The sequence below is a fragment of the Delftia sp. HK171 genome (genome assembly GCF_001886655.1).
GTDB classification, from domain to species: Bacteria; Pseudomonadota; Gammaproteobacteria; order Burkholderiales; family Burkholderiaceae_C; genus Comamonas; species Comamonas acidovorans.
The window spans coordinates 4084019-4109070 of sequence record NZ_CP018101.1 but is presented as its reverse complement, the minus strand read 5'-3'; the positions used below and the strand labels follow the sequence as shown (position 1 = coordinate 4109070).

General features: G+C 67.7%; 23 protein-coding genes. 11 read left to right on the top strand and 12 right to left on the bottom strand.

What is annotated here, in order from left to right:
- Positions 1-65: 65 nt before the first annotated feature.
- Positions 66-554 (bottom strand): EVE domain-containing protein, encoded by a 489-nt coding sequence (locus BO996_RS18450; protein WP_071956057.1) that lies wholly within the window; start codon positions 552-554, stop codon positions 66-68.
- 129 nt (positions 555-683) lie between these two features.
- Between BO996_RS18450 and yghU the strand changes: the two genes are divergently transcribed.
- A complete protein-coding gene (gene yghU / locus BO996_RS18445) occupies positions 684-1523 on the top strand; it encodes a glutathione-dependent disulfide-bond oxidoreductase (protein ID WP_013802231.1) in 840 nt (279 codons plus the stop codon).
- A gap of 7 nt (positions 1524-1530) precedes the next feature.
- Here the strand turns inward: yghU and BO996_RS18440 are convergent, their stop codons facing one another.
- The 3 genes from BO996_RS18440 to BO996_RS18430 all read right to left on the bottom strand — a co-directional run bounded on the left by BO996_RS18440 (position 1531) and on the right by BO996_RS18430 (position 3358).
- Entirely contained in the window at positions 1531-2226 is a 696-nt protein-coding gene (locus BO996_RS18440; protein ID WP_071956056.1) for a hypothetical protein, read from the bottom strand.
- Positions 2227-2302: 76 nt separating this feature from the next.
- Entirely contained in the window at positions 2303-2560 is a 258-nt protein-coding gene (locus tag BO996_RS18435; protein WP_012205794.1) for a GlsB/YeaQ/YmgE family stress response membrane protein, read from the bottom strand.
- A gap of 162 nt (positions 2561-2722) precedes the next feature.
- Positions 2723-3358 carry a C40 family peptidase gene (locus tag BO996_RS18430; protein WP_012205793.1) on the bottom strand — a complete coding sequence of 212 codons (636 nt, stop codon included), beginning with the start codon at positions 3356-3358 and terminating at the stop codon, positions 2723-2725.
- Between the two features lie 195 nt (positions 3359-3553).
- Between BO996_RS18430 and BO996_RS18425 the strand changes: the two genes are divergently transcribed.
- From BO996_RS18425 to BO996_RS18405, 5 genes are all read left to right on the top strand, one after another.
- Positions 3554-4156, top strand: a complete 603-nt coding sequence (locus BO996_RS18425; protein WP_012205792.1) for an isochorismatase family protein — start codon at positions 3554-3556, stop codon at positions 4154-4156.
- A 189-nt stretch (positions 4157-4345) separates the two neighbouring features.
- Positions 4346-5017, top strand: coding sequence for an outer membrane protein (locus BO996_RS18420; protein WP_071956055.1), 672 nt, complete (start codon positions 4346-4348; stop codon positions 5015-5017).
- Positions 5018-5133: 116 nt separating this feature from the next.
- Positions 5134-7020 carry a propionate--CoA ligase gene (locus tag BO996_RS18415; protein WP_071956054.1) on the top strand — a complete coding sequence of 629 codons (1887 nt, stop codon included), beginning with the start codon at positions 5134-5136 and terminating at the stop codon, positions 7018-7020.
- 166 nt (positions 7021-7186) lie between these two features.
- Positions 7187-8575, top strand: a complete 1389-nt coding sequence (locus BO996_RS18410; RefSeq protein ID WP_071956053.1) for a phosphomannomutase/phosphoglucomutase — start codon at positions 7187-7189, stop codon at positions 8573-8575.
- Between the two features lie 15 nt (positions 8576-8590).
- Complete coding sequence (locus tag BO996_RS18405) at positions 8591-9916, top strand: 3-deoxy-D-manno-octulosonic acid transferase (RefSeq protein ID WP_071956052.1); 1326 nt, start codon at positions 8591-8593, stop codon at positions 9914-9916.
- Between the two features lie 37 nt (positions 9917-9953).
- Here BO996_RS18405 and BO996_RS18400 read toward each other — a convergent pair whose 3' ends face one another.
- From BO996_RS18400 to BO996_RS18365, 8 genes are all read right to left on the bottom strand, one after another.
- Positions 9954-11378: a sensor histidine kinase gene (locus BO996_RS18400; protein WP_071956051.1), complete on the bottom strand. Its 1425-nt coding sequence runs from the start codon at positions 11376-11378 to the stop codon at positions 9954-9956.
- 2 nt (positions 11379-11380) lie between these two features.
- Entirely contained in the window at positions 11381-12058 is a 678-nt protein-coding gene (locus tag BO996_RS18395) for a response regulator (protein WP_013802240.1), read from the bottom strand.
- A gap of 370 nt (positions 12059-12428) precedes the next feature.
- A complete protein-coding gene (locus BO996_RS18390; protein ID WP_071956050.1) occupies positions 12429-13904 on the bottom strand; it encodes a TolC family outer membrane protein in 1476 nt (491 codons plus the stop codon).
- Positions 13905-13994: 90 nt separating this feature from the next.
- A complete protein-coding gene (locus tag BO996_RS18385; RefSeq protein WP_012205782.1) occupies positions 13995-14342 on the bottom strand; it encodes a rhodanese-like domain-containing protein in 348 nt (115 codons plus the stop codon).
- A 77-nt stretch (positions 14343-14419) separates the two neighbouring features.
- Positions 14420-15130: a protein-L-isoaspartate O-methyltransferase family protein gene (locus tag BO996_RS18380; protein ID WP_034394154.1), complete on the bottom strand. Its 711-nt coding sequence runs from the start codon at positions 15128-15130 to the stop codon at positions 14420-14422.
- 43 nt (positions 15131-15173) lie between these two features.
- Positions 15174-18401: an efflux RND transporter permease subunit gene (locus BO996_RS18375; RefSeq protein ID WP_071956049.1), complete on the bottom strand. Its 3228-nt coding sequence runs from the start codon at positions 18399-18401 to the stop codon at positions 15174-15176.
- Between the two features lie 2 nt (positions 18402-18403).
- Positions 18404-19645, bottom strand: coding sequence for an efflux RND transporter periplasmic adaptor subunit (locus BO996_RS18370; RefSeq protein WP_071956048.1), 1242 nt, complete (start codon positions 19643-19645; stop codon positions 18404-18406).
- Positions 19642-20340 carry a TetR/AcrR family transcriptional regulator gene (locus BO996_RS18365; RefSeq protein WP_013802244.1) on the bottom strand — a complete coding sequence of 233 codons (699 nt, stop codon included), beginning with the start codon at positions 20338-20340 and terminating at the stop codon, positions 19642-19644. Before BO996_RS18365 ends, BO996_RS18370 begins: the two co-directional genes overlap by 4 nt.
- A 146-nt stretch (positions 20341-20486) precedes the next feature.
- Here BO996_RS18365 and msrA point away from each other — a divergent pair, with 146 nt between their 5' ends.
- From msrA to BO996_RS18340, 5 genes are all read left to right on the top strand, one after another.
- Positions 20487-21023 carry a peptide-methionine (S)-S-oxide reductase MsrA gene (gene msrA, locus BO996_RS18360; RefSeq protein WP_034394147.1) on the top strand — a complete coding sequence of 179 codons (537 nt, stop codon included), beginning with the start codon at positions 20487-20489 and terminating at the stop codon, positions 21021-21023.
- Positions 21024-21179: 156 nt separating this feature from the next.
- Complete coding sequence (locus BO996_RS18355) at positions 21180-21635, top strand: transcriptional repressor (protein ID WP_071956047.1); 456 nt, start codon at positions 21180-21182, stop codon at positions 21633-21635.
- A 51-nt stretch (positions 21636-21686) separates the two neighbouring features.
- On the top strand, positions 21687-22001 hold the full coding sequence (locus tag BO996_RS18350; RefSeq protein ID WP_065346574.1) for a hypothetical protein: 315 nt from the start codon (positions 21687-21689) through the stop codon (positions 21999-22001).
- Between the two features lie 149 nt (positions 22002-22150).
- Positions 22151-22579, top strand: a complete 429-nt coding sequence (locus BO996_RS18345) for a hypothetical protein (RefSeq protein ID WP_232240370.1) — start codon at positions 22151-22153, stop codon at positions 22577-22579.
- 239 nt (positions 22580-22818) lie between these two features.
- Positions 22819-25017: a TonB-dependent receptor domain-containing protein gene (locus tag BO996_RS18340; protein ID WP_071956045.1), complete on the top strand. Its 2199-nt coding sequence runs from the start codon at positions 22819-22821 to the stop codon at positions 25015-25017.
- Positions 25018-25052: the final 35 nt, after the last annotated feature.

The window sequence follows — 25052 nt, the reverse complement described above, 5'->3', positions numbered from 1 at the left end:
TCCGGCGTGCAGGAGAGAAGCTTCTTGCTTGTAAGAAAGCAGCCCGCAGCGGGCGGGTCGGCAGGTCAGGCGGGTTGGAGCAGGCCTTCGATGAAGGCCCATTCATCGGGCGTGACCGGCGTGATCGACAGGCGGTTGCCCTTTTGCAGTACACGCATGCCGGCAAGCTCGGGATGCTCGCGCAGCTCGGCGATCTGCAGCGTGCGTGTCTTGCGCAGCGCCTGCACGTCCAGCGTGAGCCAGCGTGGCTTGTCGGGCGAGGACTTGGGGTCGTAGTAGGGACTGCGCGGGTCGAACTGCGAGGCATCGACGCGCAGGTTGCCTGCAATGCGGGCGATGCCGTAGATGCCGGGCTCGGCGCAACTGGAGTGCCAATACAGCACCCCATCGCCCACCTGCATGGCATCGCGCATGAAGTTGCGCGCCTGGTAGTTGCGCACACCGTCCCAGGCGATGGTGGCCTGCGGCGCGGCCAGCGCGTGGTCTATGGAGAATTCGTCGGGCTCGTTCTTCATGAGCCAGAACTGGCGGGCGGAGGTGGGGGCGGCAGTCATGCCGCGATTGTGGCAAATCCCCGGGCGCCGTGGCGGCGTTCCGCGCACGCCGGCAAGAGCGCGCCGGTGACGGGACAATCACTTTCAGCCGGGCACCTCTCCCCAGCCCGCGAACCACAGGAATCCTGCATGACCGACAGCTCAACCTATGTCCCGCCCGCCGTATGGCAGCCAGCGCCTTCGGGCGGCACCTTTGCCAACATCAACCGCCCGGTCGCCGGTCCCACCCATGACAAGGCATTGCCGGTGGGGCAGCAGCCGCTGCAGCTGTATTCGCTGGCCACGCCCAACGGCGTGAAGGTCACCATCATGCTGGAGGAGCTGCTGGCGCTTGGCCATGCCGGCGCGGAGTACGACGCGTGGCTGATCCGCATCGGCGAAGGCGACCAGTTCTCCAGCGGCTTTGTCGAGGTCAATCCCAACTCCAAGATCCCGGCGCTGGTGGACCGCAGCGTCGAGCCGCCGGTGCGCGTGTTCGAGTCAGGCTCCATCCTGCTGTACCTGGCCGAGAAGTTTGGTGCGCTGCTGCCTGCCGAGCCCGCTGCGCGCACCGAGACGCTGAACTGGCTGTTCTGGCAGATGGGGTCGGCACCTTACCTTGGCGGCGGTTTCGGGCATTTCTATGCCTATGCGCCCGAGAAGTTCGAGTACCCCATCAACCGCTTCACCATGGAGACCAAGCGCCAGCTCGATGTGCTTGATCGCCAGCTGGCCCTGCATCCGTTCATTGCAGGGGCCAACTACAGCATTGCCGATATCGCCATCTGGCCCTGGTATGGGGCCCTGGTGCTCAACGAGGTGTATGGCGCGGCCGAGTTCCTGTCAGCCCATGAATACACGCATGTCATGCGCTGGGCCAGGGAGATTGCCCAACGGCCGGCCGTGTTGCGGGGCCGCCGCGTGAATCGTACCTGGGGAGATGAAGCCACCCAGGTGCCCGAGCGCCACCAGGCGTCGGACCTGGGCTGATAGCCGTCTACTGGGAGCGGCCCCAGGGGCCGCGATCGGGCTGGCGCCAGAAGCGCGGGCGCTTGCCGGAAGGCTCGGGGGCGGGCTCGGCCTCACGCCCGTCCTGGTCGGTCCTGTCGGCCTTGCCAGCCTTGTCGGTCTTTTTGGCCTTTTCCAATTGCTGACCTGTCTGCTCGACCTTGCGCGCCGTGCGATCCAGCCGTGAGGGAATGTCGAGTTCTGCATGCTCGACCACACGAATGCAGTCCTGGATATGCCGCTCGCCCAGATAGCGCAGCGTGGCATAGCCCAGCGCTGCCGCTGCGGCCTGGCCTGCCAGCGGCACGTACTTGGCGGCCTGCGTGGCCGTCATGCGCATGCCGGCCGCGCGCGCCAGGCGCACCACCATGTCGCGCGTGATCAGCTTGCCGATCAGCACCGAGCCCACCATGGCCACGGCCTTTTGCACCTGCTCGCGCTTGCCGGGTTCCAGCTTGTCCAACTGTTCGGGTGTGAGGCCGAATTCGCGGTTGATGCGTGGCAGCAGCCGCGCCAGCAGTGCCGCATCCACCAGCCAGTCCAGGCCCGGAATGGGCAGGCTGCTGGCTGCTGCGCCGACCAGTGCACGCCGGTGCAGCAACTTGCGCGCGCTCTCGGCCGCCTGCGCCACATCTTGGCGCGGTGGTGGAGGGGGAGGGGTTTTGTCCGATGTGCGAAAGATCATGCGTGCCAGTGAAGACGGGGCAGATGTCGATCAAGAGAATGCGCCAGCCGGCGGATGCGGCTGGCGCGCAGGGTGGTCAGCGTGCGCTCTTGCTGCGCACCAGACTGTAGATGAAGAGGATGACGATGGCGCCCACGATGGAGGCGATCCAGCCGGCGGGTTGCCCGGCCTCGTACCAGCCCATGGCGACACCGACGTAGCTGGCAAGAAACGATCCTGCCACGCCGAGCAGGATGGTCATGATCCAGCCAAGGCTGTCATCGCCGGGTTTGAGTGCCCGCGCCAGCAAGCCAACGACCAGGCCAACGATGAGGGTACCAATCAAGGACATCATGCTTTTCTCCGAACTGAAGCTTCCATGCCGCGACTCTAGGGCCCGGCACCGGGTGGCCCTGTCGGACAGCATCTCAACCTGGGACGAAGCCAGGGCAGGGCCCTGAAAAACAAAACGCCTGCATGTGCAGGCGTTTGTGGATTGGCGCAAAAGACGCTGCGATCACTGCAGCTGGCTTGCCTGCATCTGCAGTGCCAGAGCGGCCTTGCTGGCGTCAAGGCCCAGGCCGTCGGCGTCCTGCACGCGGCGGGCGCCATCGAAGCGGCGAGCCCAGTACGCGCTTTGCATGCTTTCCACGCGAACCTGCGCACCGGTACGCGGTGCATGGATGAAGTTGCCGTCGCCGACATAGATGCCGACATGGCTGAAGGTGCGGCGCATGGTGTTGAAGAACACCAGATCACCGGGCTTGAGTTCGTTCTTGTCGATTTTTTCCGTGGCCTGTGCCTGCTGGTCAGCGCGGCGCGGCAGGACCTTGCCCAGGGTTTCGGAGTAGATGGCGCGGACGAAGCCGCTGCAGTCGAAGCCGGTCTCGGCACTGTTGCCGCCGCGGCGGTAGGGAACGCCGATGAAGCCCATGGCGGTCACGACCAGATCGGAGGTCTTTTCGGCGACGCTTTGTCGTGCTTCCTTGACGAAGTCGGAAGTGCGTTCCGCCATGTGGTGGCGGGCTTCGCGCAGCTGCGAGATGAGGCTGCGGTTGACCAGCAGCTGGTTCATATCGTCGTCACGCATTTCGGGCGGAGCCGCGTGTGCCGTGACGCTGACAAACAGGAGTGCAATAAGCCATCGGGACATGGGGCGCGAGATTACCACGCAAAAACGTAGGACAAATTCGATAAGACCCCCGAAAGCCTGGGTTTTTGAGTTACCTCAGGAATCCGGGCTGCGAGGCAGGGAGCGCATGCAAGCTGCGACAATGGAAAGCTTTCCCTTTTGTCCTCTATAAGAAGGGCGGCCCGCGCCGCCCCATATTCCCAAGAAAGATCCGCCATGCTGCTTGAAGCCACCGACTCCCAGCTCGTACTCGTCGATTACCAGGAGCGCCTGATGCCGGCCATCTTCGAGGGACCGGCAGTTCTGGCCAATGCCGTGAAGCTGGCGCGCCTGGCGCAGCTGGTGGACGTACCGGTCTTCGGCACCGAGCAGAACCCCTCGCGCCTGGGCGCCAACGACGCCGAACTGCGCGCGCTGTGCGACCGGACCCTGTCCAAGATGCATTTCAGCGCCGTGGCCGAGGGTCTGGGCGAGTGGCTGCGTCCTCCTGCACGGCCCCAGGGCGGCAATGCACGCAGCCTGCCCAAGCATCTGCAAAAGCCCCAGCAGCAGGCGCCCGAGCGCAGCATGGTGGTGATTGCCGGCTGTGAAGCCCATGTCTGCCTGCTGCAGACGGCGCTGGAGCTGCTGGAAGATGAGTTCGATGTCTGGGTCGTCACCGACGCCTGCAGCTCGCGCACCGAGCGCAACCGCGATGCCGCCTTCGACCGCCTGGCCGGCGCGGGTGCCGAGCTGGTGACCACGGAGATGGTGGCCTTCGAGTGGCTGCGCAGCTGCGAGCATCCGGCCTTCAAGGACCTGCTCGCCCTGGTCAAGTAAGGCACGGGTTCCTGGTTCCTCCGTCTTGGGGCGCTCTTTGGAGCGCCTTTTTTCATGGTGACCTGTCTGTTCTTGGGAGGCGGGCTGCCGCTGCACCGCGTAGTTCTACGGAGCTGCGTGCGTAGCCGGCCGAATAGGCGCGGGCAGGGCGTTTTTCTACAGTGGCGGCATTCCCCCAAGAGAGACTGTATGAAGCACGTTCTGACCTTCACCGCCCTGATCCTGACCGCCTCGGGCAGCGCTTTGGCTGCCGACCATTTCTATGGCGCCGTCCGCATCAACTCCGCCAACTACAAGGCCCACGACATGGACTCCAGCGCCCGCCCCGGCCTGGGGCAGTTCGTGCCTGGTGACGACAGCCGCCGCGCCACAGGCGGCTCTCTGGCCCTGGGTTATCAGCTCCCGTCGGACTGGCGTCTGGAAGCTGAGTACACCCTGCCCAGGAGCAACGAATTCACCAGCGGCTCCACGCGCTTTCCCTCGAGCTTCAATCACCACAGCATCCGTTCTCAGCGCCTGATGATCAATGCGTACAAGGATTTCCCCCTGAACGCGCAGTTCTCCGTGTACGGCACGGCGGGCTTGGGCCTGGCCCACCTGCAGTCCAGCGGCTGGCAAGGCAATCCGAATCGCCAGTACTTCAGCGATTCCCAGAACAATCTGGCCTATGCGCTGGGCTTTGGCGTCAGCTACTCGCCGATTCAAAAGGTCAGCATCGACCTGGGCTACCGCTATGTGGGCATGGGCAAGACCCACAGTGGCGCCAACAACTTCACCAATGTCCGTGGCCTGCAGGATGAGCAGATGCGCGCCAAGCTGAGCTCCAGCGAGATCTCGGTCGGCCTGCGCTACAGCTTCTGAGTTTGAAGGAGGCCTGTCTGCCCGCGCAGCGCGGAGTTGTCAGCTTTTGGCAAGCGCATTATGAATAATTATGAATTCAGAAGCCGCCAATCCATGACAACGACAGGAGACAGACAATGGCCCCGCGTTTCGACGATTTCCACCGCCGCTCCATCGAGGAGCGCGATGCCTTCTGGGCCGAGCAGGCCCGCCGCATCGACTGGCATGTGCCGCCCCAACGCATCTGCGACTACGACAATCCGCCGTTTGCAAGGTGGTTTGTCGGGGGGCAGACCAATCTCTGCCACAACGCCGTGGACCGGCACCTGGCCGAGCGCGCCGACCAGAACGCGTTGATCGCCATCTCCACCGAGACCGGCACGGAAAAGGTCTACACCTACCGCGAACTGCATGCCGAGGTGCAGCGCATGGCCGCCGTGCTGCAGTCGCTGGGTGTGCAAAAGGGCGACCGCGTCCAGATCTACATGCCCATGATTGCCGAGGCGGCCTTTGCCATGCTGGCCTGCGCGCGGCTGGGTGCCATCCATTCGGTGGTGTTCGGCGGCTTTGCCTCGGCGGCGCTGGCCTCGCGCATCGATGATGCCGAGCCCAAGGTCATCATCAGTGCCGACGCGGGCTCGCGCGGCGGGCGTGTGGTGGCCTACAAGCCCTTGCTGGACGAGGCCCTGCAACTGGCCAGCCACAAGCCAGCGGCCGTGCTCATCGTGGACCGTGGCCTGGCGCCTGCGCCCATGCGCGCCGGCCGTGACCACGACTGGGCCAGCCTGCGTGCGCTGCACGCCGACGCCCAGGTCGCCTGCACCTGGGTGGAATCCACCGACCCCAGCTACACGCTCTACACCAGCGGCACCACGGGGCGCCCCAAGGGCGTGCAGCGCGATACGGGCGGCTACACGGTGGCGCTGGCCGCCAGCATGCCGCTGATCTTCGGGGCCGAGGCAGGGCAGACTTTTTTCTGCACCAGCGACATCGGCTGGGTTGTGGGCCACAGCTACATCATCTATGCGCCGCTGATCGCAGGCATGGCCACCGTGCTCTACGAGGGCCTGCCCATACGCCCCGACGCGGGCATCTGGTGGAGCATCGTGGAGAAGTACCGGGTCACCCACATGTTCTCGGCGCCCACGGCCATCCGCGTGCTCAAGAAGCACGATGCCGAGTACCTGCACCGCCACGATATCTCCAGCCTCAAGGCGCTGTGGCTGGCCGGCGAGCCGCTGGACGAGCCCACGGCGCAGTGGATCAGCCATGCCCTGGGCAAGCCCATCATCGACAACTACTGGCAGACCGAGACCGGCTGGCCCATCCTCACGCTGTGCAACGGCGTGGAGCAGCAGACCACGCGCTTCGGCAGTCCCGGCAAGGCCGTCTATGGCTATGACGTGAAACTGATCGACGAGGCCACGGGCGAGGAACTGCTCGGCGCCGGGCAAAAGGGCGTGCTGGCCATCGAGGGACCGCTGCCGCCGGGCTGCATGCAGACCGTCTGGCGTGACGATCAGCGCTTCGTCAACACTTACTGGAAGAGCATTCCGGGCCGCATGGTCTACAGCACCTTCGACTGGGGCATTCGCGACGAGGATGGCTACTTCTTCATCCTGGGCCGCACGGACGACGTGATCAACGTGGCCGGCCACCGTCTGGGCACGCGCGAGATCGAGGAATGCATCTCCGCCCACCCCCAGGTGGCCGAAGTCGCCGTGGTCGGCGTGGCCGATACGCTCAAGGGCCAGGTGGCGCTGGCCTTTGCCGTGCCCCGGACGGCGCTGGAGGGCGAGGCCGAGCGCTCGGCGCTGCAGGCCGATGTGATGAAGCTGGTCGATGCGCGGCTGGGCGCCGTGGCCCGGCCCTCGCGCGTGGTCTTCGTCAGTGCGCTGCCCAAGACGCGCAGCGGCAAGCTGCTGCGCCGCGCCATGCAGGCCGTGGCCGAGGGGCGCGACCCGGGCGACCTCAGCACCATGGAAGACCCGGCTGCGCTGGCCCAGGTGCAGCAGCAGCTGTGAGGCAGGGCGCGCGCCGCAACCGCTTTCAGCCGGGGTGACGTGCGCCGGCTCCCCTGCCTGCCGCGCCTACAAGCCTGCCGCGCCTACAATTGCGGCTTGGGCCGCAGCCGGGCCAGGTTCCGGGCTGCGGCGCCCTGTTTTCAACCGACGAGAAAGCGTTTTCGACGTGCAGGTCGCATCTTCCATCTTCAAAGCCTATGACATCCGCGGCATCGTGCCGTCCACGCTCAACGAGGAGGTCGCACTTGGCGTGGGCCGCGCCTTCGGCATGGCGGCCCTGGCGGCCGGCGAGACCGTGGTGGCCGTGGGACGCGATGGCCGCCTGTCGGGACCCTCGCTGTCCGCGGCGCTGATCGCCGGCCTGACCGAGGTCGGCATCGAGGTGATCGACATCGGCCTGGCCACCACGCCCATGCTGTACTACGCGGCCAGCACACTGGCGCGCTCGGGCATCCAGGTCACGGGCAGCCACAACCCCAAGGACTACAACGGCTTCAAGATGGTGCTGGCCGGCCGCGCCATCTACGGCGAGGAAATCCAGGCCCTGCGCCGCCGTGTCGAAAGCGATGACTGGACGATCACGGGCACCGGCAGCGTGCGCCGCGCCGATGTGCAGGCCGACTACCAGGCGCGCATCGTGGGTGATGTGAAGCTGGCGCGCCCCATCAAGATCGTGGTGGACTGCGGCAACGGCGTGGCCGGTGCCTCGGCGCCCGGCATCTTCCGCGCCCTGGGCTGCGAGGTGATCGAGCTGTTCTCCGAAGTGGACGGTGAATTCCCCAACCACCATCCCGACCCCAGCAAGCCCGAGAACCTGCGCGACGTGATCGAGGCGCTGCGCACCTCGGACGCCGAACTGGGCCTGGCCTTCGACGGTGACGGCGACCGCCTGGGCATCGTCACCAAGGACGGCCAGAACATCTTCCCCGACCGCCAGATGATGCTGTTTGCCAAGGACGTGCTCTCGCGCGTGCCGGGCGGCAGCATCGTCTACGACGTGAAATGCACGCAGCGCCTGGCGCCCGCCATCCGCGAGGCCGGGGGCGAGCCCGTGATGTTCAAGACCGGGCACTCCCTGGTCAAGGCCCGCATGAAGGAACTGGACGCGCCGCTGGGCGGCGAGATGAGCGGCCACATCTTCTTCAAGGAGCGCTGGTATGGCTTCGATGACGGCACCTATGCGGGCTGCCGCCTGCTGGAGATCGTCAGCCGCGAGGCCGACCCCAGCGCCTTGCTCAACGCGCTGCCCACCAGTTTTTCCACCCCTGAACTGAATGTGGCCTGCGCCGAGGGCGAGCCCCATCGCCTGGCCGCCGAACTGCAGGCCCTGGCCGCCGAGAACTTTGCCGCACCGGCCCAGGTCAGCACCATCGACGGCCTGCGCGTGGACTGGGCCGACGGCTTCGGCCTGATCCGCGCCAGCAACACCACGCCCGTGCTGGTGCTGCGCTTCGAGGGCCAGACCCAGGAGGCGCTGTCGCGTATCGAGGCGCAGATGCTGGCGCTGCTGGAGCGTGTCAAGCCCGGCGCGCAGGTTGGCGGCGCCGCGCACTGATTTGCGCGCCAGGCGATGACTTCACGCTCTCCCACGTCCTGGGCGCGCGCGCTGTACAGCGCCGTGACCTGGGCGGCGCAGCCGCTTCTGCGCCGCAAGCTGCTGCGCCGCGCCGAGGCCGAGCCCGTCTATGCCGAGCACATTCCCGAACGCTTTGGCCGCTACCAGCCAGCCACGCTGGGGCAGGACGGGCGCGGCCGGTGGATCTGGATCCATGCCGTATCGCTGGGCGAGACGCGCGCTGCCTCTATCTTGCTGACCGCGCTGCGCGAGCGCCTGCCCGGCATGCGCCTGCTGCTGACCCATGGCACGGCCACAGGCCGCACCGAAGGCCGCCGGCTGCTGCAGCCCGGCGACCTGCAGGTCTGGCAGCCCTGGGATACCCCAGAGGCCGTGCGCCGCTTCGTGCAGCAATTCAGGCCCGCGGTCGGCGTGCTCATGGAGACCGAAGTGTGGCCCAACCTGGTCGCCATCTGCCGCGAAGAGGGCGTGCCGCTGGCGTTGGCCAACGCACGGCTCAGCGACAAATCACTGGGCCAGGCGCTGCGCGTGGCGCCGCTGGCGCGGCCCACCTATGCCGCCCTGGCCGCCGCCTGGGCGCAGACCGAGGCCGATGCGCAGCGCCTGCGCCTGCTGGGTGCGCCCGTGCGCGGCGTGCTCGGCAACCTGAAATTCGATGCGCGTCCGGACGCTGCGCTGCTGGAGCGCGCCCGGCAATGGAAGTCCGGCCTGTCCCGCCCTGTGGTGCTGTTGGCCAGCAGCCGCGAGGGCGAGGAGGCCATGCTGCTGTCCGCCCTGCGCACGCTGGGGCCGGCAGGCCGGGCCGTGCAATGGCTGGTCGTGCCGCGCCATCCGCAGCGCTTTGACGAAGTAGCGGCGCTGCTGGCTGGCGGCGGCCTGCATGTCTCGCGCCGCAGCCAGTGGGTGGGTGGCCCGCCCTGCGGGGCTGCGGCGGATGACATCGACATCTGGCTGGGTGATTCGCTGGGCGAGATGGCCCTGTACTACGGCCTGGCCGACGCCACGCTCATGGGCGGCAGCTTTGCGCCGCTGGGCGGCCAGAACCTCATCGAGGCCCTGGCCTGCGACTGCCCCGTGGTGCTGGGGCCGCATACCTTCAACTTCAGCGAAGCCTCGGACCTGGCCTGCGAAGCCGGTGCCGCGCTGCGGGCACCCGACATGGAGCACGGGCTGCGCCTGGCCGTGGACCTGGCCGGGGACCGCCAGTCCCACGCCCATGCCGTGGCCCAGGCGCGCAGCTTCCTGGACCAGCACCGCGGTGCAGCTCAGGCGACGGCACAGGCGGTGGCCGGGCTGTTGCAGTCCCAACCGTTGCGCTGAGCACTGGGTTTTCGGCTGGCGGTATCCGCAGGCCGGATCAGCCGGCGTCCTGCAGCATGGGCAGGCTCACACTCGCCAGCAGCCCGCCATTCTCCGCATTGAGCAGCTCGATGCTGCCGCCGTGCCGCTCGGTCACGGTCCTGGCGATGGCCAGGCCCAGGCCGCTGCCGCTCTGGCTCTGGTCGGGTACGCGGAAGAAGCGGTCGAAGACACGCTGGCGCCAGGCCTCGGCGATGCCCGGGCCACGGTCGCGCACCTGGAGCACGGCCCGGTCGCCCTGGCGCTGCAGGCGCACGCTGATGGTGGCGTGCGCGGGGCTGTATTTGATGGCGTTGTCCACGAGGTTGTCGATCAGCGAGACCAGGCCTTCGCGTTCGCCCATCACGCTCAGTGGCTCGCTGGCTTCCAGGGCCAGTTCCACCGGGCGGCGGCAGGCCAGGGCGTCGAGTGCGGCGAGCCGGTCTTCCAGCAGCAGGTCCAGGCGCAGCGGCTGCATGGCCATGCCGGGCGCTTCGGTCTCGCTGCGCATGAGTTGCAGCAGCTGGGCCACCATGCGGCTGGCGCGCTGGTTGCTGCGCAGCAGGCTGTCCATGAGTTCCTGCTGGCGCGGTTCGCTGCCAAGGCGCAGCAGGGCCTCGACGTTGACGTGCATGGCTGCCAGCGGCGTGCGCAGTTCGTGGGCTGCATCGGCGATGAGGTTGCGCTCGCGCTCGCTGCTGGAGCGCACGCGGGCCAGCAGGGCGTTGATGTCCTGCACCAGCGGCCGCAGCTCGGCGTGTGGCGGCGCATAGATGAGCGCGCTGAGGTCGTCGGGGCCGCGTGTGGCCAGCTCGTCGCCCACGCGGCGCAGCGGGCGCAGCGCCGCGCGCACCGACCACCAGGCCGGAAAGGCCAGGAAGGGGAGGCTGATCAGCAGCGGCAGCAGGTAATAGCTGCGGGTGTTGAGGGTGATCAGCAGTTCCTTGAAGGACGGCAGCATCAGCGTGACTTCGGTCTGGCCCGAGGCCGAGCGCAGCGTGCTCATGCGCCAGGTCTGCCCTTCGAAATCTATGTCCTCGACCGTGTCCAGCACGCGGTTGCGCAGCGTGGGTGCCGGCGTGGGCGAGCGGTACAGGAGCTGGCCGCGCTGCCAGACCAGCAGCGTGGGCGTGAAGCGGATGTCGTCGTCTCCGTCGCCGTACTCATGGCGCAGGGCCGTGTCCAGCGCGGCCAGGCTGTGCTGCTGGCGGTCCGGAAGGTCGGCCAGGTCCTCGGCCACAGCCATGACAAGTTCGTAGACAGGCTTGCTGACCAGCAGTTCATTGTGGAAGTGGGCCATGTAGATGGCTGCCACCAGCAACGCGGTCCAGATCGCGGTGAGCACGCCCATCTGGGCCAGCAGCATCCGCCGGCCCAGTGTGGGCCGCAGCCAGCGGCGCCATCTCGGGCTGGCCTGTTGCCCCTGCAGGGTGTGCGATGTCATGGTCAGGACAGGGGGGCCATCGGCTGCGAGTCGATGACATAGCCAATGCCGCGCACCGTGCGTATGAAGCCCGGCCCGATCTTGCGGCGCAGGTTGGAGACATGGACCTCCAGCGCATTGCTGCCGTTGGCGCTGCCGCCCGGGATGACTTCCTCCTCGATGCCGCTGCGCGTGACCACGCGGTCCATGCGCCGCAGCAGCAGGGCCAGCAGGTCGAATTCGCAGCGGGACAGCTCGACGTTCTGGCCGGCAACGCTGACACGGCGCGTGGGCTCGTGCAGCGACAGGCCGCGCAGATGCAGCGTTCCGTCGCCCTGCCCATAGCTGCGGCGTGCCAGGGCGCGCACGCGTGACACCAGTTCGGCCAGGGCAAAGGGCTTGACCAGATAGTCATCGGCGCCGCTGTCCAGGCCGTGCAGCCGGTCGTGCAGGCTGTCGCGTGCGCTCAGGATCAGCACGGGCAGGCGGCGCCATTCGCGGCGCAGGCGCGTGAGCAGGCTGATGCCGTCGCCATCGGGCAGGCCCAGGTCCAGCAACACCATCTCGAAGCTTTGCTGCTCCAGCGTGCGCAGCGCATCGGACAGGCGGCGCACCCAGACCACGTCCATGGCGTGATCGCCCAATGCGATGCGCACGCCATTGCCCAGATCCAGATCGTCCTCCACCAGCAGCAGTCTCATCGTGTGTTTCCTGTGCCGCTCCCATGCCGTGGACCGGCGCCTGCGGGAGGGCTGCCGCGAGTATCGGTCAAGGCGGGGCTCAGGCGCTTCAGCATCCCTTCAGGAAAGCCGGGGCAGGTCTTCAGGCTGGTTTGCCACAGTGGCCCGCTCGACAACTCCCACGAAGGCAAGGCGCGCATGCCAAGACTCTCCCGCTGTTCCTTGCTGAGCCGTCTGGCGGTGCTGTGCGCGCTGGCTGCCTGGATTCTGGTCGTGGCGGGTTTGCGTGCCTCGGCTTTGCCAGAGCACAGGGCTGCGGCGCCAGGTGCGCGGCCCGCGGCGGCCGGGCATCAGCCCGGGGCACTGCCGGCCGTGCGGGCGCTTCAGGGATTCAAGGGGCTGGCGCGCGGAGCGACAGCGCATCGATGGCGCGCAGGTCGTCGTCGCTGAGCGTGCCGGCGGCCTGGCGCAGCTTGAGCTGGCCCAGCAGCACCTGGTAGCGCGCCAGGGCCAGGTCGCGCTGGGTCTGGTAGAGCTGGCTTTGCGCGTTGAGCACGTCGATGTTGATGCGCACGCCGACCTCGTAGCCGAGCTTGTTGGCGTCCAGCGCGCTCTGGCTGGACGCCAGCGCGGCCTCCAGCGCCTTGACCTGGGCCTGGCCCGACTGCACGCCGAAGAAGGCCGTGCGCGTGCTCTGCTCCACGTTGCGCTGGGCGTCGTCCAGCTGTGCGCGCGCCTTGTCTTCCAGCGCCAGGGTTTCCTTGATGCGGTTTTGCACGGCAAAGCCGGCGAACAGGGGCAGGTTCATGACCACGCCCACGCTGGCGGCATTGGTGCGGTAGCTGGTGCCGATCTGCGGCGTGACCGAGCCATTGGGATAGCGGTTGACCACGTAGCCGGCCTGCAGGTCCACGGTGGGCTTGTGGCCGGCCTCGGCTTTCTTCGTTTCCAGCTGGGCGATGTCCAGCGCCAGGCGGGCCTGGCGCAGCTGGGGCTGGCCTTGCAGTGCGGTGTCCACCCAGGCCTGGGCGTCGGAGGGCATCAGGGCCGGCAACTGCAGCGGCTGGGCCAGGGGGCGGGGCACGGTGCCCACGGCGCCAACGATCTGGTCCAGCACCAGACGCTTGACGCGCAGATCGTTCTCGGCGGCGATTTCCTGCGCGCCGGCCAGGTCGAACCGGGCCTGGGCTTCGCGCGAGTCGGTGATGGTGGCCGTGCCGACCTCGAAGTTGCGCTTGGCAAATTCCAGCTGCTGTGCAATGGCCGCCTTCTGTGCCTTGACCACGGCCAGGCTGTCCTGGGCGCCGAGGACATCGAAGTAGGCCTGGGCCACGCGAACCAGCAGGTTCTGCTCGCCGCTGTCCAACTGGGCGCGCGCCACGTCCACGCCGCGCTGGCCCTGGTCGTAGGCGATCTTGTTGGCCGGACGGTACAGCGGCTGCTGGGCGCTGAGCTGCAGGTTCTGCTGGGGCGAGCGAAAGCTCCCTGGCAGCACGCTGACTTCCACATGCGAGGTGTTGGCACCGGCCTGCAGGCCCACGCTGGGCAACAGGCCCGAGCGTGCCTGCTCGGCGCGGCTGGCGGCGGCCTGGGCGTCGGCCTGCTGGGCCTGCCACTGGGCGTCGTAGCCGCGGGCCTTGGCCACCAGTTCGGACAGGTTCTGGCCCGTGGCCGCAGACGCTGTCAGAGAGGGCAGGGCAGACTGCGGGGCCGCAGGGGCGGGCGCAAGGACGGCTGGGGCAGGAGCCTGTGCCAGGGCCGAGCCCATGCCGGCCGCGCACAGCAGCAAGGCCATGTGGCGCAGGGGCCAGGCGTATGGGCGGGTCAGGGCGGAAGCGACAGGGGCAAGGGGCCGAAGCAGGGGCATAGAGGTCCTCGAATCAAAACACAGTCGTCACGAAGCACCGGGGACGGCTGGTGTACCGCCGTGTCCCGGGTTTCTTTTGCGTGTTGCCGCTCAGTAGCGCGGCACGCCTGGGTCGCGCTCGCGCGACCAGGCATCGATGCCTCCGCTGATATTGGCCACGGTCTCGAAGCCGTTGTTCATCAGGAAGGCAGCGACATGCATGCTGCGTGCGCCGTGATGGCACAGGCAGGCTGTGGGGTGATCCGGATCGAGTTCCTGCAGGCGCGAGGGAATCTCGCCCATGGGGATGCAGCGCAGCTCGAAGCCTTCGGGGCGTACGCTGGCCTGGGCCACTTCCCAGGGCTCGCGCACGTCCAGCACCAGGGGCAGGGCATCGGAGCCGCTGGAGTGCTGGTTCAGCCAATCGTTGAGTTGCGCGGGAGGCACTTGGGGAAGCATCGTAAAGATCCTTGCGGAATGGAGTGGAGTTGCCGCAGCGGCCGAAATCCTCTGGACCCCGGCCGCCGTGGCGGATTTCAGAACGTGAAGCGCGAAGGCTCTTCGAAGTTGGCCAGGCGTGCGGTCACCACGTCCCAGGGCTGGCTGGTTTCGAACTGGTGGCCGTTCTTTTGCACCAGCGTGAAACGCATCATGGGCAGTTGGCCGACGATGGCTGCCAGGCGGCCGCCGTCGTTGAGCTGGGCCAGCAGGGACTGGGGCACCTGGGCGACCGAGCCGCTGAGCACGATGGCGTCGAACTGGCCCAGAGCGGCCGCTGCCGTGGCGCCATCGGCCAGCTTGACCTCGGCATTGGTGATCCCGGCGCCCAGCAGGTTCTCGCGGGCCATCTCGGCCAGCTCGGGGACGATTTCCAGTGTCACGACTTCCTTGGCCTGGGCGGCCAGCAGGGCGGCCATGTAGCCCGAGCCGGCGCCGATTTCCAGCACGCGGTCGGTGGGCTTGATCTTCAGGTCCTGCAGCATGCGGGACTCGATGCGCGGGGCCAGCATGCACCAGCCCTTGGCGGCGGCTTCCTCGGTCGGGGCGACCAGGGGGATTTCCAGGTCCATGAAGGCCAGGCCGGCATGCTCGGGCGGCACGAAATTCTCGCGGTGCACCTTGCCCAGCAGCGCCAGCACTTCTTCATCAAGCACGTTCCAGGGGCGGATCTGTTGCTCGATCATGTTGTAGCGCGCGTGCGCTTGGGCGCTGTGGTGTTCGGGCAGGCTGTTCAGGGGCAGGCTCATGGGGTATCTCCGGAGAAAGACTTGTCAGGACAAACCTTTGATTCTACGAGTCTCGCGGCGGGGTGGGGGCGCTGGCGGCGCCTTGGCCGGGTGCCGCGTCGTGCCGGTTGCCGTTCCACAGGCGCCGCAGCCACTGGGAGAAGTCGTCAAGGTAGCAATAGACCACGGGCACGACCACCAGGGTCAGCAGCGACGAGGTGACCACGCCGCCGATCACCGACTGGCCCATGGGCGCGCGCTGCTCGGAGCCTTCGCTGAGTGCGAAGGCCAGCGGCACCATGCCGAAGATCATGGCCAGCGTGGTCATCAGAATGGGGCGCAGCCGCACGCGTGCTGCCAGCAGCAGGGCCTGCTCGCGCGGCAGGCCGTCGCGGATCTGGCCGGTGTCCGGGTCGCTGTGCGGGCCGCGCGCGCGGATGGCGAAGTCCACCAGCAAGATGGCGTTCTTGGTGACCAGTCCCATGAGCATGACCACGCCGATGATGGAGAACATGGACAGGGCCGAGCCGAACATCATCAGCGCCAGCACCACGCCGATCAGCGTCAGCGGCAGCGAGGTCATCAACGCCAGCGGCTGCAGGAAGCTCTTGAACTGGCTGGCCAGGATCATGTAGATGAAGATGATGGCCAGCGCCAGGGCGGACACCGCATAGCCGAACGATTCGTTCATGCTCTTGGTGGCGCCGCTGAATTGCGTGCGGTAGCCGGGCGGCAGGGCGATGTCGGCCAGGGCATTGCGGATGTCGGCCGAGACCTCGCCGCTGGAGCGCAGGTAGACGTTGCCGCTGAAGGCGACCTCGCGCGTCATGTCGCGGCGGTTGATCTGGCTGGGGCCGGTGGCGGGCGTGACGGTGGCCACCTGGTTCAGCCGCACGATGCGCATGCCGCTGTCGCCCGAGGTGGAGGGCAGGGCGAAGGGCAGGCGCTCCAGGTCCTGGGGCGTGCTGCGCGACTCGGGCGCCAGGCGCACCTTGACGTCATAGGTCTGGTCGTCGCTGGCGCGCCAGTTGCCCACGGTCTGGCCCGCCACCCAGGTGCGCAGAGCGGCGGCCATGGAGCCTACCGACAGGCCCAGGTCGGCGGCCGCATCGCGCCGCACGGTGATGTCGATCACGGGCTTGTCGGGCTTGAGGCTGCTGTCCAGGTCCACCAGTCCGGGAATGCCGCGCAGGCGTTCCATCACCACGCGGTTCAGGCGCTCCAGCTCGCCCAGGTCCGGGCCCTGCAGCGAGAATTCGACCTGTTTTTGCCCGCCCACGGGCTCGCGCTGGCCCACATGGGTGACGGTGATGCCGGGCACGCTTTGCAACTGCTCGCGCAGCACGCCCGACAGTTCATCGCCGCTGCGCTGGCGCAGGTGGCGGTCCAGCAAGCGGATGTAGATGCTGGCGTATATCTTGCCCTGGGCCGTGCCGGTGTTGATGGTGGCCAGCGTGTAGCGGACCTCGGGCAGGGCGCGGATGATGGCATCGACCTGGCGGGCCTTGGCCTCCGTGGCCTCGATGGACGAGCCCACGGGCGTGTTGAAGCTCACCGTGGTTTCCGAGAAATCGGCCTTGGGCACGAATTCCGTGCCCAGCAGCGGCACCAGGAAGATGCTGGCCACGAAGATGGCCAGCGCCGCCGCCAGCGTGGCGATCTTGTGGCGCAGCGCCCAGCCCAGCACGTCCTGGTAGAAGTGGGACAGCGAGTCGGTAGCGCGCTCGAACCAGGCCGTGACCCGACCCAGCGTGCGGTCGTAGAGGCTGTTGCCGCGCTTGTCGCCGTGGGCGTGGATGGTCGGGTCATGCCAGACGCTGGAGAGCATGGGGTCCAGCGTGAAGCTCACGAACATGGAGATCATCACGGCCGCCACGATGGTGATGCCGAATTCGTGGAAGAACTTGCCGATGATGCCGCCCATGAAGCCGATGGGCAGGAACACCGCCACGATGGACAGCGTGGTGGCCAGCACGGCCAGGCCGATCTCCTGCGTGCCGTCGAGCGCGGCCGCATGCGCGTCCTTGCCCATCTGCACGTGGCGCACGATGTTCTCGCGCACCACGATGGCGTCGTCGATCAGCAGGCCCACGCACAGCGACAGCGCCATCAGCGTGATCATGTTGATCGAGAAGCCGAACCAGTACATGAACAAAAAGGTGCCGATCAGCGCAATGGGCAGCGTCAGCCCCGTGATCACCGTGGAGCGCCAGGAGTTCAGGAACAGGAAGACGATGAGCACCGTCAGTGCCGCGCCCTCGATCAGCGTCTGGCGCACGTTGTTGACGGCCACGCGGATGGGGCGGGCGCTGTCGGCAATCGGCTCCAGCCGCACGCCGGCCGGCACTTCGGCGGCGATCTCGCGCAGCGTGGCGTTCAGGCCGTCCACGACTTCGATGGTGTTCTCGTCCTGGGCCTTTTGCACGGACAGCAGCAGGGTGCGGCTGCTGTTGTACAGGGCCACGGTTTCCAGTTCGCCCGCGCCGTCCTGCACGCGCGCCAGTTGGCCCAGCCGCACGGGAGCGCCGCCGCGCTGGGCGACGATGATGCGCTCGAAGTCCTGCGGGCGCTTCATGCGTGCGTCGATCTGCACCACGCGCTCCTGCTCGCGCGAGCGGATGGCGCCCAGCGGCAGGTCCTGGTTCTCGCTGCGCACGGCGTTCACGATCTGGTCGGGCGTGATGGCATAGGCTTCCAGCGCCTCGGGCTGCAGGTAGATGTTGATTTCGCGCGGGGTGGCGCCCACCAGGTTGACGGCGCCCACGCCGCGCACGTTCTCCAGCCGCTTCTTGAGGACCTGGTCGGCCCAGCTGGTCAGCGCGACGGCATCGGGCGCCTTGGCGCCGCCATCGGCCTGGGGCAGCACGGCCACGGACCAGATGGGCGAGCTGGCCGGATCGAAGCGCAGCACGCGCGGCTCCTTGACCTCGTCGCGCAGGGTGGGGCGCACCGAGGCCACCTTCTCGCGCACGTCTTCGGCAGCGCGGCGGCCATCGACATGCAATTGGAATTCGATGATGACGACGCTGGTGCTCTCATAGCTGCGCGAGGTCAGCGCGTTGATGCCGGCAATGGAGTTGACGCCTTCCTCGATCTTCTTGGTGACCTCGGACTCCACGATCTCGGGCGAGGCGCCCGGATAGTCCACCGTGACCACGACCACGGGGAAGTCCACATTCGGGAACTGGTCCACCTTGAGGCGCTGGTAGGAAAACACACCCAGCACCATGAGGGCCAGCATGAGCATGGTGGCGAACACAGGGTTGGCCAGGCTGACGCGCGTGAACCACATGGTCAGCGGGCTCCGGGGGCTGGCGCAGCCTGGGGTTGCGGGGCCTGCTGCATTTGCTGCATCTGCACCGCCGTGCCCGCGCGCAGGCCGCCCACACTGCCGGCCAGCACCCTGTCACCGGCCTGCAGGCCGCTGGACACGGCGATCCAGGTGGCGCCATCCTGCGCGCTCTGGCTGCCCAGCGTGACCGGGCGGTGCTGCACGCGCAGCAGGCTCTTGTCCGCTTCGGACTCGCCCGCAGGCTGCAGCAGCTGTACATAGGGTTGGGGCTGGTCGGTGCGCACGGCGGTCAAGGGCACGGCCAGCTGCTCGGTCTGCCCCGTGACAATGCTGCCCTGCAGGTACAGGCCCGGGCGCACGATGGGGATGGATCTGCCGGCGGCGCTGGCGTTGACCGGTGCAGCCTGCACACGCAGATAGACGGCCACGCTGCGCGAACCTGCCTGGGCGCTGGGGTTGATGCGCACCACGCGCGCGGGCACGGCGGCCACGTCGTCGCCCGCGCCCTGGACCTGCAACTGGGCCTGCTGGCCGACCTGCACGCGCACCGAGTCGGCAGGCGCCAGCTGGGCCACGACTTCGAGGTCGGACGGATCGACGATCTCCAGCACCCGCGTTTCCACGCCCACGCGTTCGCCGTCCTGCACCAGGCGCTGCGCGACCTGGCCGTCCATGGGGCTGCGCAGCACGCTGTCGGTCACGCTCTTGCGGGCCACATCGGCGGCGGCCTGGGCGGCGGCCAGGTTGGCGCGTGCGGCGTCGAGGTTGGATTGGGAGGTGGCCAGCGCCGTGGTCGAGATGAAGCCTTGCGTGACCAGGGCCTGGTTGTTGTCGTGCTGGCGCTGGGATAGCTGCAGCTGCGCCTGCGCCGCATCGGCCTGCTGGCGGGTCTGGCGCCAGCGGGCCTCGACCTCGGTGGCGTCCACGCGCGCCAGTTCCTGGCCCTTGCGCACGCTGTCGCCCTCGCGCACCTGCAGGCCGCGCAGCTCGCCGGCCACATAGGCCTTGACCACGGCGCTGCGCACGGCCTGCACCACGCCGCTGACGGGCACGGTCAATTGCAGCTGGCGCGGCTGCAGCTGCACCACTTCCTGCGGACCCACGCGCACCGGCATCTCGCGCGGCTGGGTGGCTGCGGCGATGGCGCTTTGCTTGCTGTGCCGGGTGGATGCGGCGCGCCATACGCTGGCGCCGATGGCGATCAATAAGGCCAGGCCGATCAGCCAGCCGGTGCGACGCTTCATGGTGTGGGCGGGGAGGAGGGTGGTGTGGTGGCTGCAAGGGGCTGGCACATGCCATGCAGCAGGTAGTCGATCTGGGATTCCAGAAACTGCTCGGGATCGAAGTCGCCATGGGGCAGGCAGCCGCCCAGCGAATGCTTCCAGATCATCAGAAACATCATCGGGGCGACCACGCAGTGCACGGACAGGTCCAGATCCATGGGCCGGAACTCGCCGCGCTCGACGCCGCGCTGCAGGATGCGCCGGATCAGCTCATGGCCTGGAAGAACCACTTCCTGGTGGTAGAACTGAGACAGCTCGGGAAAATTGCCCGCCTCGCTGAGCATGAGCTTGGTGATGCCCGACGCCTTGGTGCTGCCGATGCGTTCCCACCAGGACTTGAAGCAGTAGCGCAGCAGATCGGTTGAAGGCGCGCAGTAGTTGTCGAGCTCTTCGCTCCACTCGCCGAAGCGGCCCGCGATGCTGTGGCGCACCACGGCCTTGAAAAGCTCCTGCTTGCTCGCGAAATAGAGGAACAGCGTGCCCTTGGAGACCCCGGCGCGGGCGGCGACTTCTTCGACGCGGGTGGCGGCGTAGCCCTTTTCCACGAAGAGGTCGAGTGCCGCTTCCAGCAACTCGCCGGGACGCTCCTGCTTGCGGCGGCTGCGCTTTCCGGAAGGCTCGGCGGGGGCGGGTGAAGAGGCGGGGGAGTCGGTCACGGAAAATTAATGACTGATGGGTTAGTTATCGTAACCGCAGAACCGTTCGTCGTCACCTGGCTTGTGCATGGGCTAACCTGTAGGAGCGACGGCCCGCATGCATTGCGTGTGGTCATTTTTTCGATTTCTTCACAGAAAAGGCGCATATGGCGACTGAAACCATTTATCTGGGCGGCGGCTGTTTCTGGTGCACCGAAGCCGTTTTCGACCGCGTGCGCGGCGTGAGCGACGTGCAAAGCGGCTACGCCAACGGCGATCTGGACGATCCCAGCTACGAAGACATCTGCACCGGCGAGACCGGCCACTCCGAGGTCATCCGCGTGCAGTTCGACCCTGCCGTGATCCCGCTGCGCGACCTGCTCACGGTGTTCTTCGGCACGCACGACCCGACCACGCTCAACCGCCAGGGCAACGACGTGGGCACGCAGTACCGCAGCGGCATCTACACCACGAATGAGCAACAGGCCGAAGTGGCGCGCACGCTGATCTCCGAACTCACCCAGGCCGGCGCCTACGACGCGCCCATCGTCACCGAGGTGCAGCCCCTGGCCAGCTACTGGCCGGCAGAGGACTATCACCAGGACTACTTCCTCAACCATCCCAACCAGGGCTACTGCGCCTTTGTCGTGGGGCCCAAGGTGCAGAAGTTCCGGGGCGCCTTTGCGCGCTGGGTCAAGCCCTGAGCGGGTGGCGGCGCGTGATGTAAGCGGTTGTGATTCGCGGGCATAATGCAACCCGGTTGCGATAATGCCGCCTGGCTGCCCTGCCGTGTTCAGCGGCCTGACCTTTGATCACCCATGTCCTTGCCGACCCCCACTTCTTTGCCCATACCTGCCGGCATGCGTTCGACGCGTGCCACGCGGGCCGTGCTGGCGATTTGGGAGTCGCGGGCCGACGCACTCCTGAGCGAAGCCGATGTGGAAGCGGCCCTGCACGCCCAGGGCGTGGAGGTCAACCGCGTCACCGTCTACCGGCTGCTGGACCGCCTGGCGGCAGCCGGTGTGTTGCGCCGCAGCGTGGATGCTGCCCGCGTGGCCCGCTACAGCCGGTCCGTGCCGGGCGCGGCCAGGCAGGCCGATGCCGCTGCGCATTTCGAATGCGCGGATTGCCACAGCGCTTTTCGGCTGGGCGGCGAGGGCGGTGGGGGCGGCGAGCCGCTGCAGGCCGCTTTGCTGCAGCTGCACCAGGCGCTGGCCGCCAGCGGCCTGCAGGGCCGGGCCATCGACGTGGCGGTGACAGGGCTGTGCCAGGACTGCAGCAGTGCAGGGCCATCCCGAAATGCCCCGTCCGCCTGAGGCGATCGCCCTAGCCCCTTTCTTCTCTTGCATAGCTCTTCAGGATTTCGCATGACCCTTGCACCATTGCGCTCCGTTTCCTTGATCCTGGCCGCTGTCTTCCTGGCCGCAGCAGCCCAGGCACATGACCACGATCACGACCACGCGAAAGCCCAGCCGGACGCCAAGGCACAGGGCGCCTCGGCGCCGCTCGATGCCCATGCCCGGGCCGACATGGAACGCCATCGCGCCATGGCCAAGGCCCACGAAGCCGCCGCGCAGTGCCTGGCCGCCGGGCGCGACCACGAGCAATGCCAAAAGCAACTGCAGGCCGATTGCAAGGGCCTGGCGCTGGGCAAGTTCTGCGGCATGCGCCATGCGCATTGAGTGCGGTCCTGCGCGCCGTGTGGCGCCGTGAGCAATCGCCAGTCTTTGTGACGGGATGGTGAAACCTGCCCCGCAAATTGGCGCATACACTCTGCGCTGCCCATCCAGCCCCTGATCCCTCCATGCCCTTGCAACCCCCGGAACGTCACTTGCCAACGCAGGCCTCAAGGCTTGCGTTGCGCGGCGCCGTGCCGGGTCGGGCCTGGCTGGTGGCCTGGCTGCTGGTCTGGTCCATTGCCCTGGCGCCGCTGCTGGGCCAGATGCACCGCGTGGTGCACGCGGGCGGCCTGGCTGCAGCCACGCTCCATGGCCCGGTGGAGGTGGTTGCCACTTCCTGCAATGCACCCGTCGATTGGGTCCATGCGCTGTTCTCGGGCCACGGCCCGGCGGATTGCCAACTGCTGGACCAGTTGCACGAAGGCATGGCGGGGCCGCCATCCGCCGTGGTTTTGCCGCCTTTCTGGGGCGAGCAGGCCGAACCCGTCCAGCCGGTCGTCGTGCGCGATGGCCGCATGCTGGCGGCCTTCTTCGATGCGCGGGGTCCCCCGCATCCCATCACTGTCTACCTGGCGGCTTGAATCTCCGGGACTGGCGCTGCATGCGCCTGCCCAGCACAGCCGTTTGGCCGCGCCTTGCTGCATTGATCGCAACAAGGCGCCGCGCCCAGGTGCGGCAGTTCCTTGAATGCATATCCGATCGGATGGCCGCATGCGCCTGCAGGGCACGCCGTGGCCGTCCGCTTCCGACGCCATTTTTTGCAGCGCCCGGATTTCCACGCCCGCAGGGCCGTGGCCGGCCGCTGCCGGGAAGACCAGTGATGAGAGTGACAACAAAGCAATACCACCAGGACGCCAATGCGCAGGGGGAGAGGACGAAACTGCGCCCGCTGCTGCAGCAACTGCTGCTGGCAGGCGTGCTGGGCCCGGCGACGGGCGGCCTGGCCATGGCGGCAGAGCCTGCCGACCCCATGCCCTCTGCAGGACCCGCGGCCGCAGCTACCACCGAGGCGGGCGCGCCGCGCAGTGATGCCCCCGTGCTCAATGAGGTGACGGTCAAGGCCAGCGGCCTGGGCCTGACCTCGGCCGACATGTCCACGCCGGCCACGGTGCTGGAAGGCGACGTGCTCACGCTGCGCCAGGCCGCCACGCTGGGCGAGACGCTGGACGGCGAGCCCGGCATCCACGCCAGCCATTTCGGCGCAGGCGCAAGCCGGCCCATCATCCGCGGCATGGACGGCCCGCGCGTGCAAATCCTCAGCGATGGCTCCGAGCTGCACGATGCCTCCACCATCAGCCCTGACCATGCCGTGGCCAGCGAGCCCATGCTGGCCACGCAGATCGAGGTGCTGCGCGGCCCCTCGGCGCTGATCTACGGCGGCGGTGGCGCCATGGGCGGCGTGGTCAACATCCTGGACGACAAGATTCCCACGTCCATTCCCAAGAACGGCATCACGGGCTCGGCCCAACTGCGCGGCAGCACCGGCGCGGGCGAGACGGCGGGCGCGTTCTCGCTGACGGGCGGCGCCGGCCAGCTGGCCATCCACGCCGAGGGCATGGCGCGCGATGCCGGCGACTACCGCGTGGGCAGCGGCTGGGCGCCCAACGGCCAGTCCCAGGGGCGCGTGGGCGGCAGCTTCAACCGCACGGACACGGGCAGCCTGGGCCTGTCCTGGATCGGCACGCAAGGCTACCTGGGCCTGGCCTACACGCGCCAGACCGCGCGCTATGGCCTGCCAGGCCACAACCACAGCTTCGAGGGCTGCCACACCCATGGCGACCATCTGCACTGCGGCGGCCATGACCACGGCGACGAGGACGGGCATGACCATGGCGGCGACGAACACGATCACGACCATGGCAGCGTGCCGGTGGTCGATCTCAACAGCGAGCGCTGGGATCTGCGCGGCGAATGGCGCAATCCGACGGCTGGCATCGCGGCGCTGCGCGTGCGCGGTGGCTGGACCGACTATCGCCATGACGAGATCGAAGGCGGCCAGGTCTCGACCACGTTCAAGAACCGCGCCCATGACCTGCGCGTGGAGGCAGAGCTGGAGCCCATCGCCGGCTGGCGCGGTGTCATCGGCCTGCAGACCGTGCAGCGCAAATTCAGTGCCGAGGGTGAGGAGGCCTATGTGCAACCCACCGAAACCCGCCGCAACAGCATCTACCTGCTGGAGGAATACCGCTGGCAGGACTGGCGCTGGCAGGCTGCGCTGCGCCACGAGCGCCAGACCGTGGACGCCCAGCAAAGCGGCATCTCGCGCAGCCACAGCGGCACATCGTTCTCGCTGGGCTCGGTGTGGAAGTTCACCCCGGGCTACAGCCTCTCGGCTTCGCTGACGCAGGGCAACCGCCTGCCCACGGCCGAGGAGCTGTACGCCAACGGCCTGCACATGGCGACTTCGACCTATGAGCGCGGCAATGCCGACCTCAAGCGCGAACGCTCGCAGGCGCTGGACATCGGCCTGCGCAAGACGGCAGGCGACACCACGTTCAGCGTCAATGCCTTCCACCATCGCGTCAAGGGCTATATCTACGGCGCCACGCTGGATGAGCATGACGGCCTGCAACTGCTGCAGTACACCCAGGCCGATGCGCGCTTCACCGGCGTGGAGGGCCAGGTGCGCCAGAAGCTGTCGCGCCAGTGGGGCGTGACCCTGTTCGGTGACGCCGTGCGTGCGCGGCTGGAAGACGGCTCCGCCTTGCCGCGCATCCCTGCTGCGCGCGTGGGCCTGCGCGTGGACACCTTCTACAAGGGCTGGGATGCCCAGGCCGAATGGGTGCAGGTGCTGCGCCAGAACCGCGTCACCGCCTATGAGACCGAGACGGACGGCTACGGCATGCTCAACGTCTCTGCCAGCTACACGCTGCGCACCTCGGGTGGCATGCCCTGGCAGTTCTTCATCAAGGGCAACAACCTGACCAACCGCCTGGCCTTCGCCCACACCTCGTTCATCAAGAACGCTGCGCCGCTGATGGGGCGCAACATCACGGTGGGCGTGAAGGTGTCGTTCTAAGAACGCACTCCAGGGCGAACTGCCCGCTGCGCTCC

What these genes read in the sequence shown, in the direction of transcription:
- BO996_RS18450 (WP_071956057.1), bottom strand. Translation starts at nt 554, where the DNA reads ATGACTGCCGCCCCCACCTCCGCCCGCCAGTTCTGGCTCATGAAGAAC.
- yghU (WP_013802231.1), top strand. Translation starts at nt 684, where the DNA reads ATGACCGACAGCTCAACCTATGTCCCGCCCGCCGTATGGCAGCCAGCG.
- BO996_RS18440 (WP_071956056.1), bottom strand. Translation starts at nt 2,226, where the DNA reads ATGATCTTTCGCACATCGGACAAAACCCCTCCCCCTCCACCACCGCGC.
- BO996_RS18435 (WP_012205794.1), bottom strand. Translation starts at nt 2,560, where the DNA reads ATGATGTCCTTGATTGGTACCCTCATCGTTGGCCTGGTCGTTGGCTTG.
- BO996_RS18430 (WP_012205793.1), bottom strand. Translation starts at nt 3,358, where the DNA reads ATGTCCCGATGGCTTATTGCACTCCTGTTTGTCAGCGTCACGGCACAC.
- BO996_RS18425 (WP_012205792.1), top strand. Translation starts at nt 3,554, where the DNA reads ATGCTGCTTGAAGCCACCGACTCCCAGCTCGTACTCGTCGATTACCAG.
- BO996_RS18420 (WP_071956055.1), top strand. Translation starts at nt 4,346, where the DNA reads ATGAAGCACGTTCTGACCTTCACCGCCCTGATCCTGACCGCCTCGGGC.
- BO996_RS18415 (WP_071956054.1), top strand. Translation starts at nt 5,134, where the DNA reads ATGGCCCCGCGTTTCGACGATTTCCACCGCCGCTCCATCGAGGAGCGC.
- BO996_RS18405 (WP_071956052.1), top strand. Translation starts at nt 8,591, where the DNA reads ATGACTTCACGCTCTCCCACGTCCTGGGCGCGCGCGCTGTACAGCGCC.
- BO996_RS18400 (WP_071956051.1), bottom strand. Translation starts at nt 11,378, where the DNA reads ATGACATCGCACACCCTGCAGGGGCAACAGGCCAGCCCGAGATGGCGC.
- BO996_RS18395 (WP_013802240.1), bottom strand. Translation starts at nt 12,058, where the DNA reads ATGAGACTGCTGCTGGTGGAGGACGATCTGGATCTGGGCAATGGCGTG.
- BO996_RS18390 (WP_071956050.1), bottom strand. Translation starts at nt 13,904, where the DNA reads ATGCCCCTGCTTCGGCCCCTTGCCCCTGTCGCTTCCGCCCTGACCCGC.
- BO996_RS18385 (WP_012205782.1), bottom strand. Translation starts at nt 14,342, where the DNA reads ATGCTTCCCCAAGTGCCTCCCGCGCAACTCAACGATTGGCTGAACCAG.
- BO996_RS18380 (WP_034394154.1), bottom strand. Translation starts at nt 15,130, where the DNA reads ATGAGCCTGCCCCTGAACAGCCTGCCCGAACACCACAGCGCCCAAGCG.
- BO996_RS18375 (WP_071956049.1), bottom strand. Translation starts at nt 18,401, where the DNA reads ATGTGGTTCACGCGCGTCAGCCTGGCCAACCCTGTGTTCGCCACCATG.
- BO996_RS18370 (WP_071956048.1), bottom strand. Translation starts at nt 19,645, where the DNA reads ATGAAGCGTCGCACCGGCTGGCTGATCGGCCTGGCCTTATTGATCGCC.
- msrA (WP_034394147.1), top strand. Translation starts at nt 20,487, where the DNA reads ATGGCGACTGAAACCATTTATCTGGGCGGCGGCTGTTTCTGGTGCACC.
- BO996_RS18355 (WP_071956047.1), top strand. Translation starts at nt 21,180, where the DNA reads ATGCGTTCGACGCGTGCCACGCGGGCCGTGCTGGCGATTTGGGAGTCG.
- BO996_RS18350 (WP_065346574.1), top strand. Translation starts at nt 21,687, where the DNA reads ATGACCCTTGCACCATTGCGCTCCGTTTCCTTGATCCTGGCCGCTGTC.
- BO996_RS18340 (WP_071956045.1), top strand. Translation starts at nt 22,819, where the DNA reads ATGAGAGTGACAACAAAGCAATACCACCAGGACGCCAATGCGCAGGGG.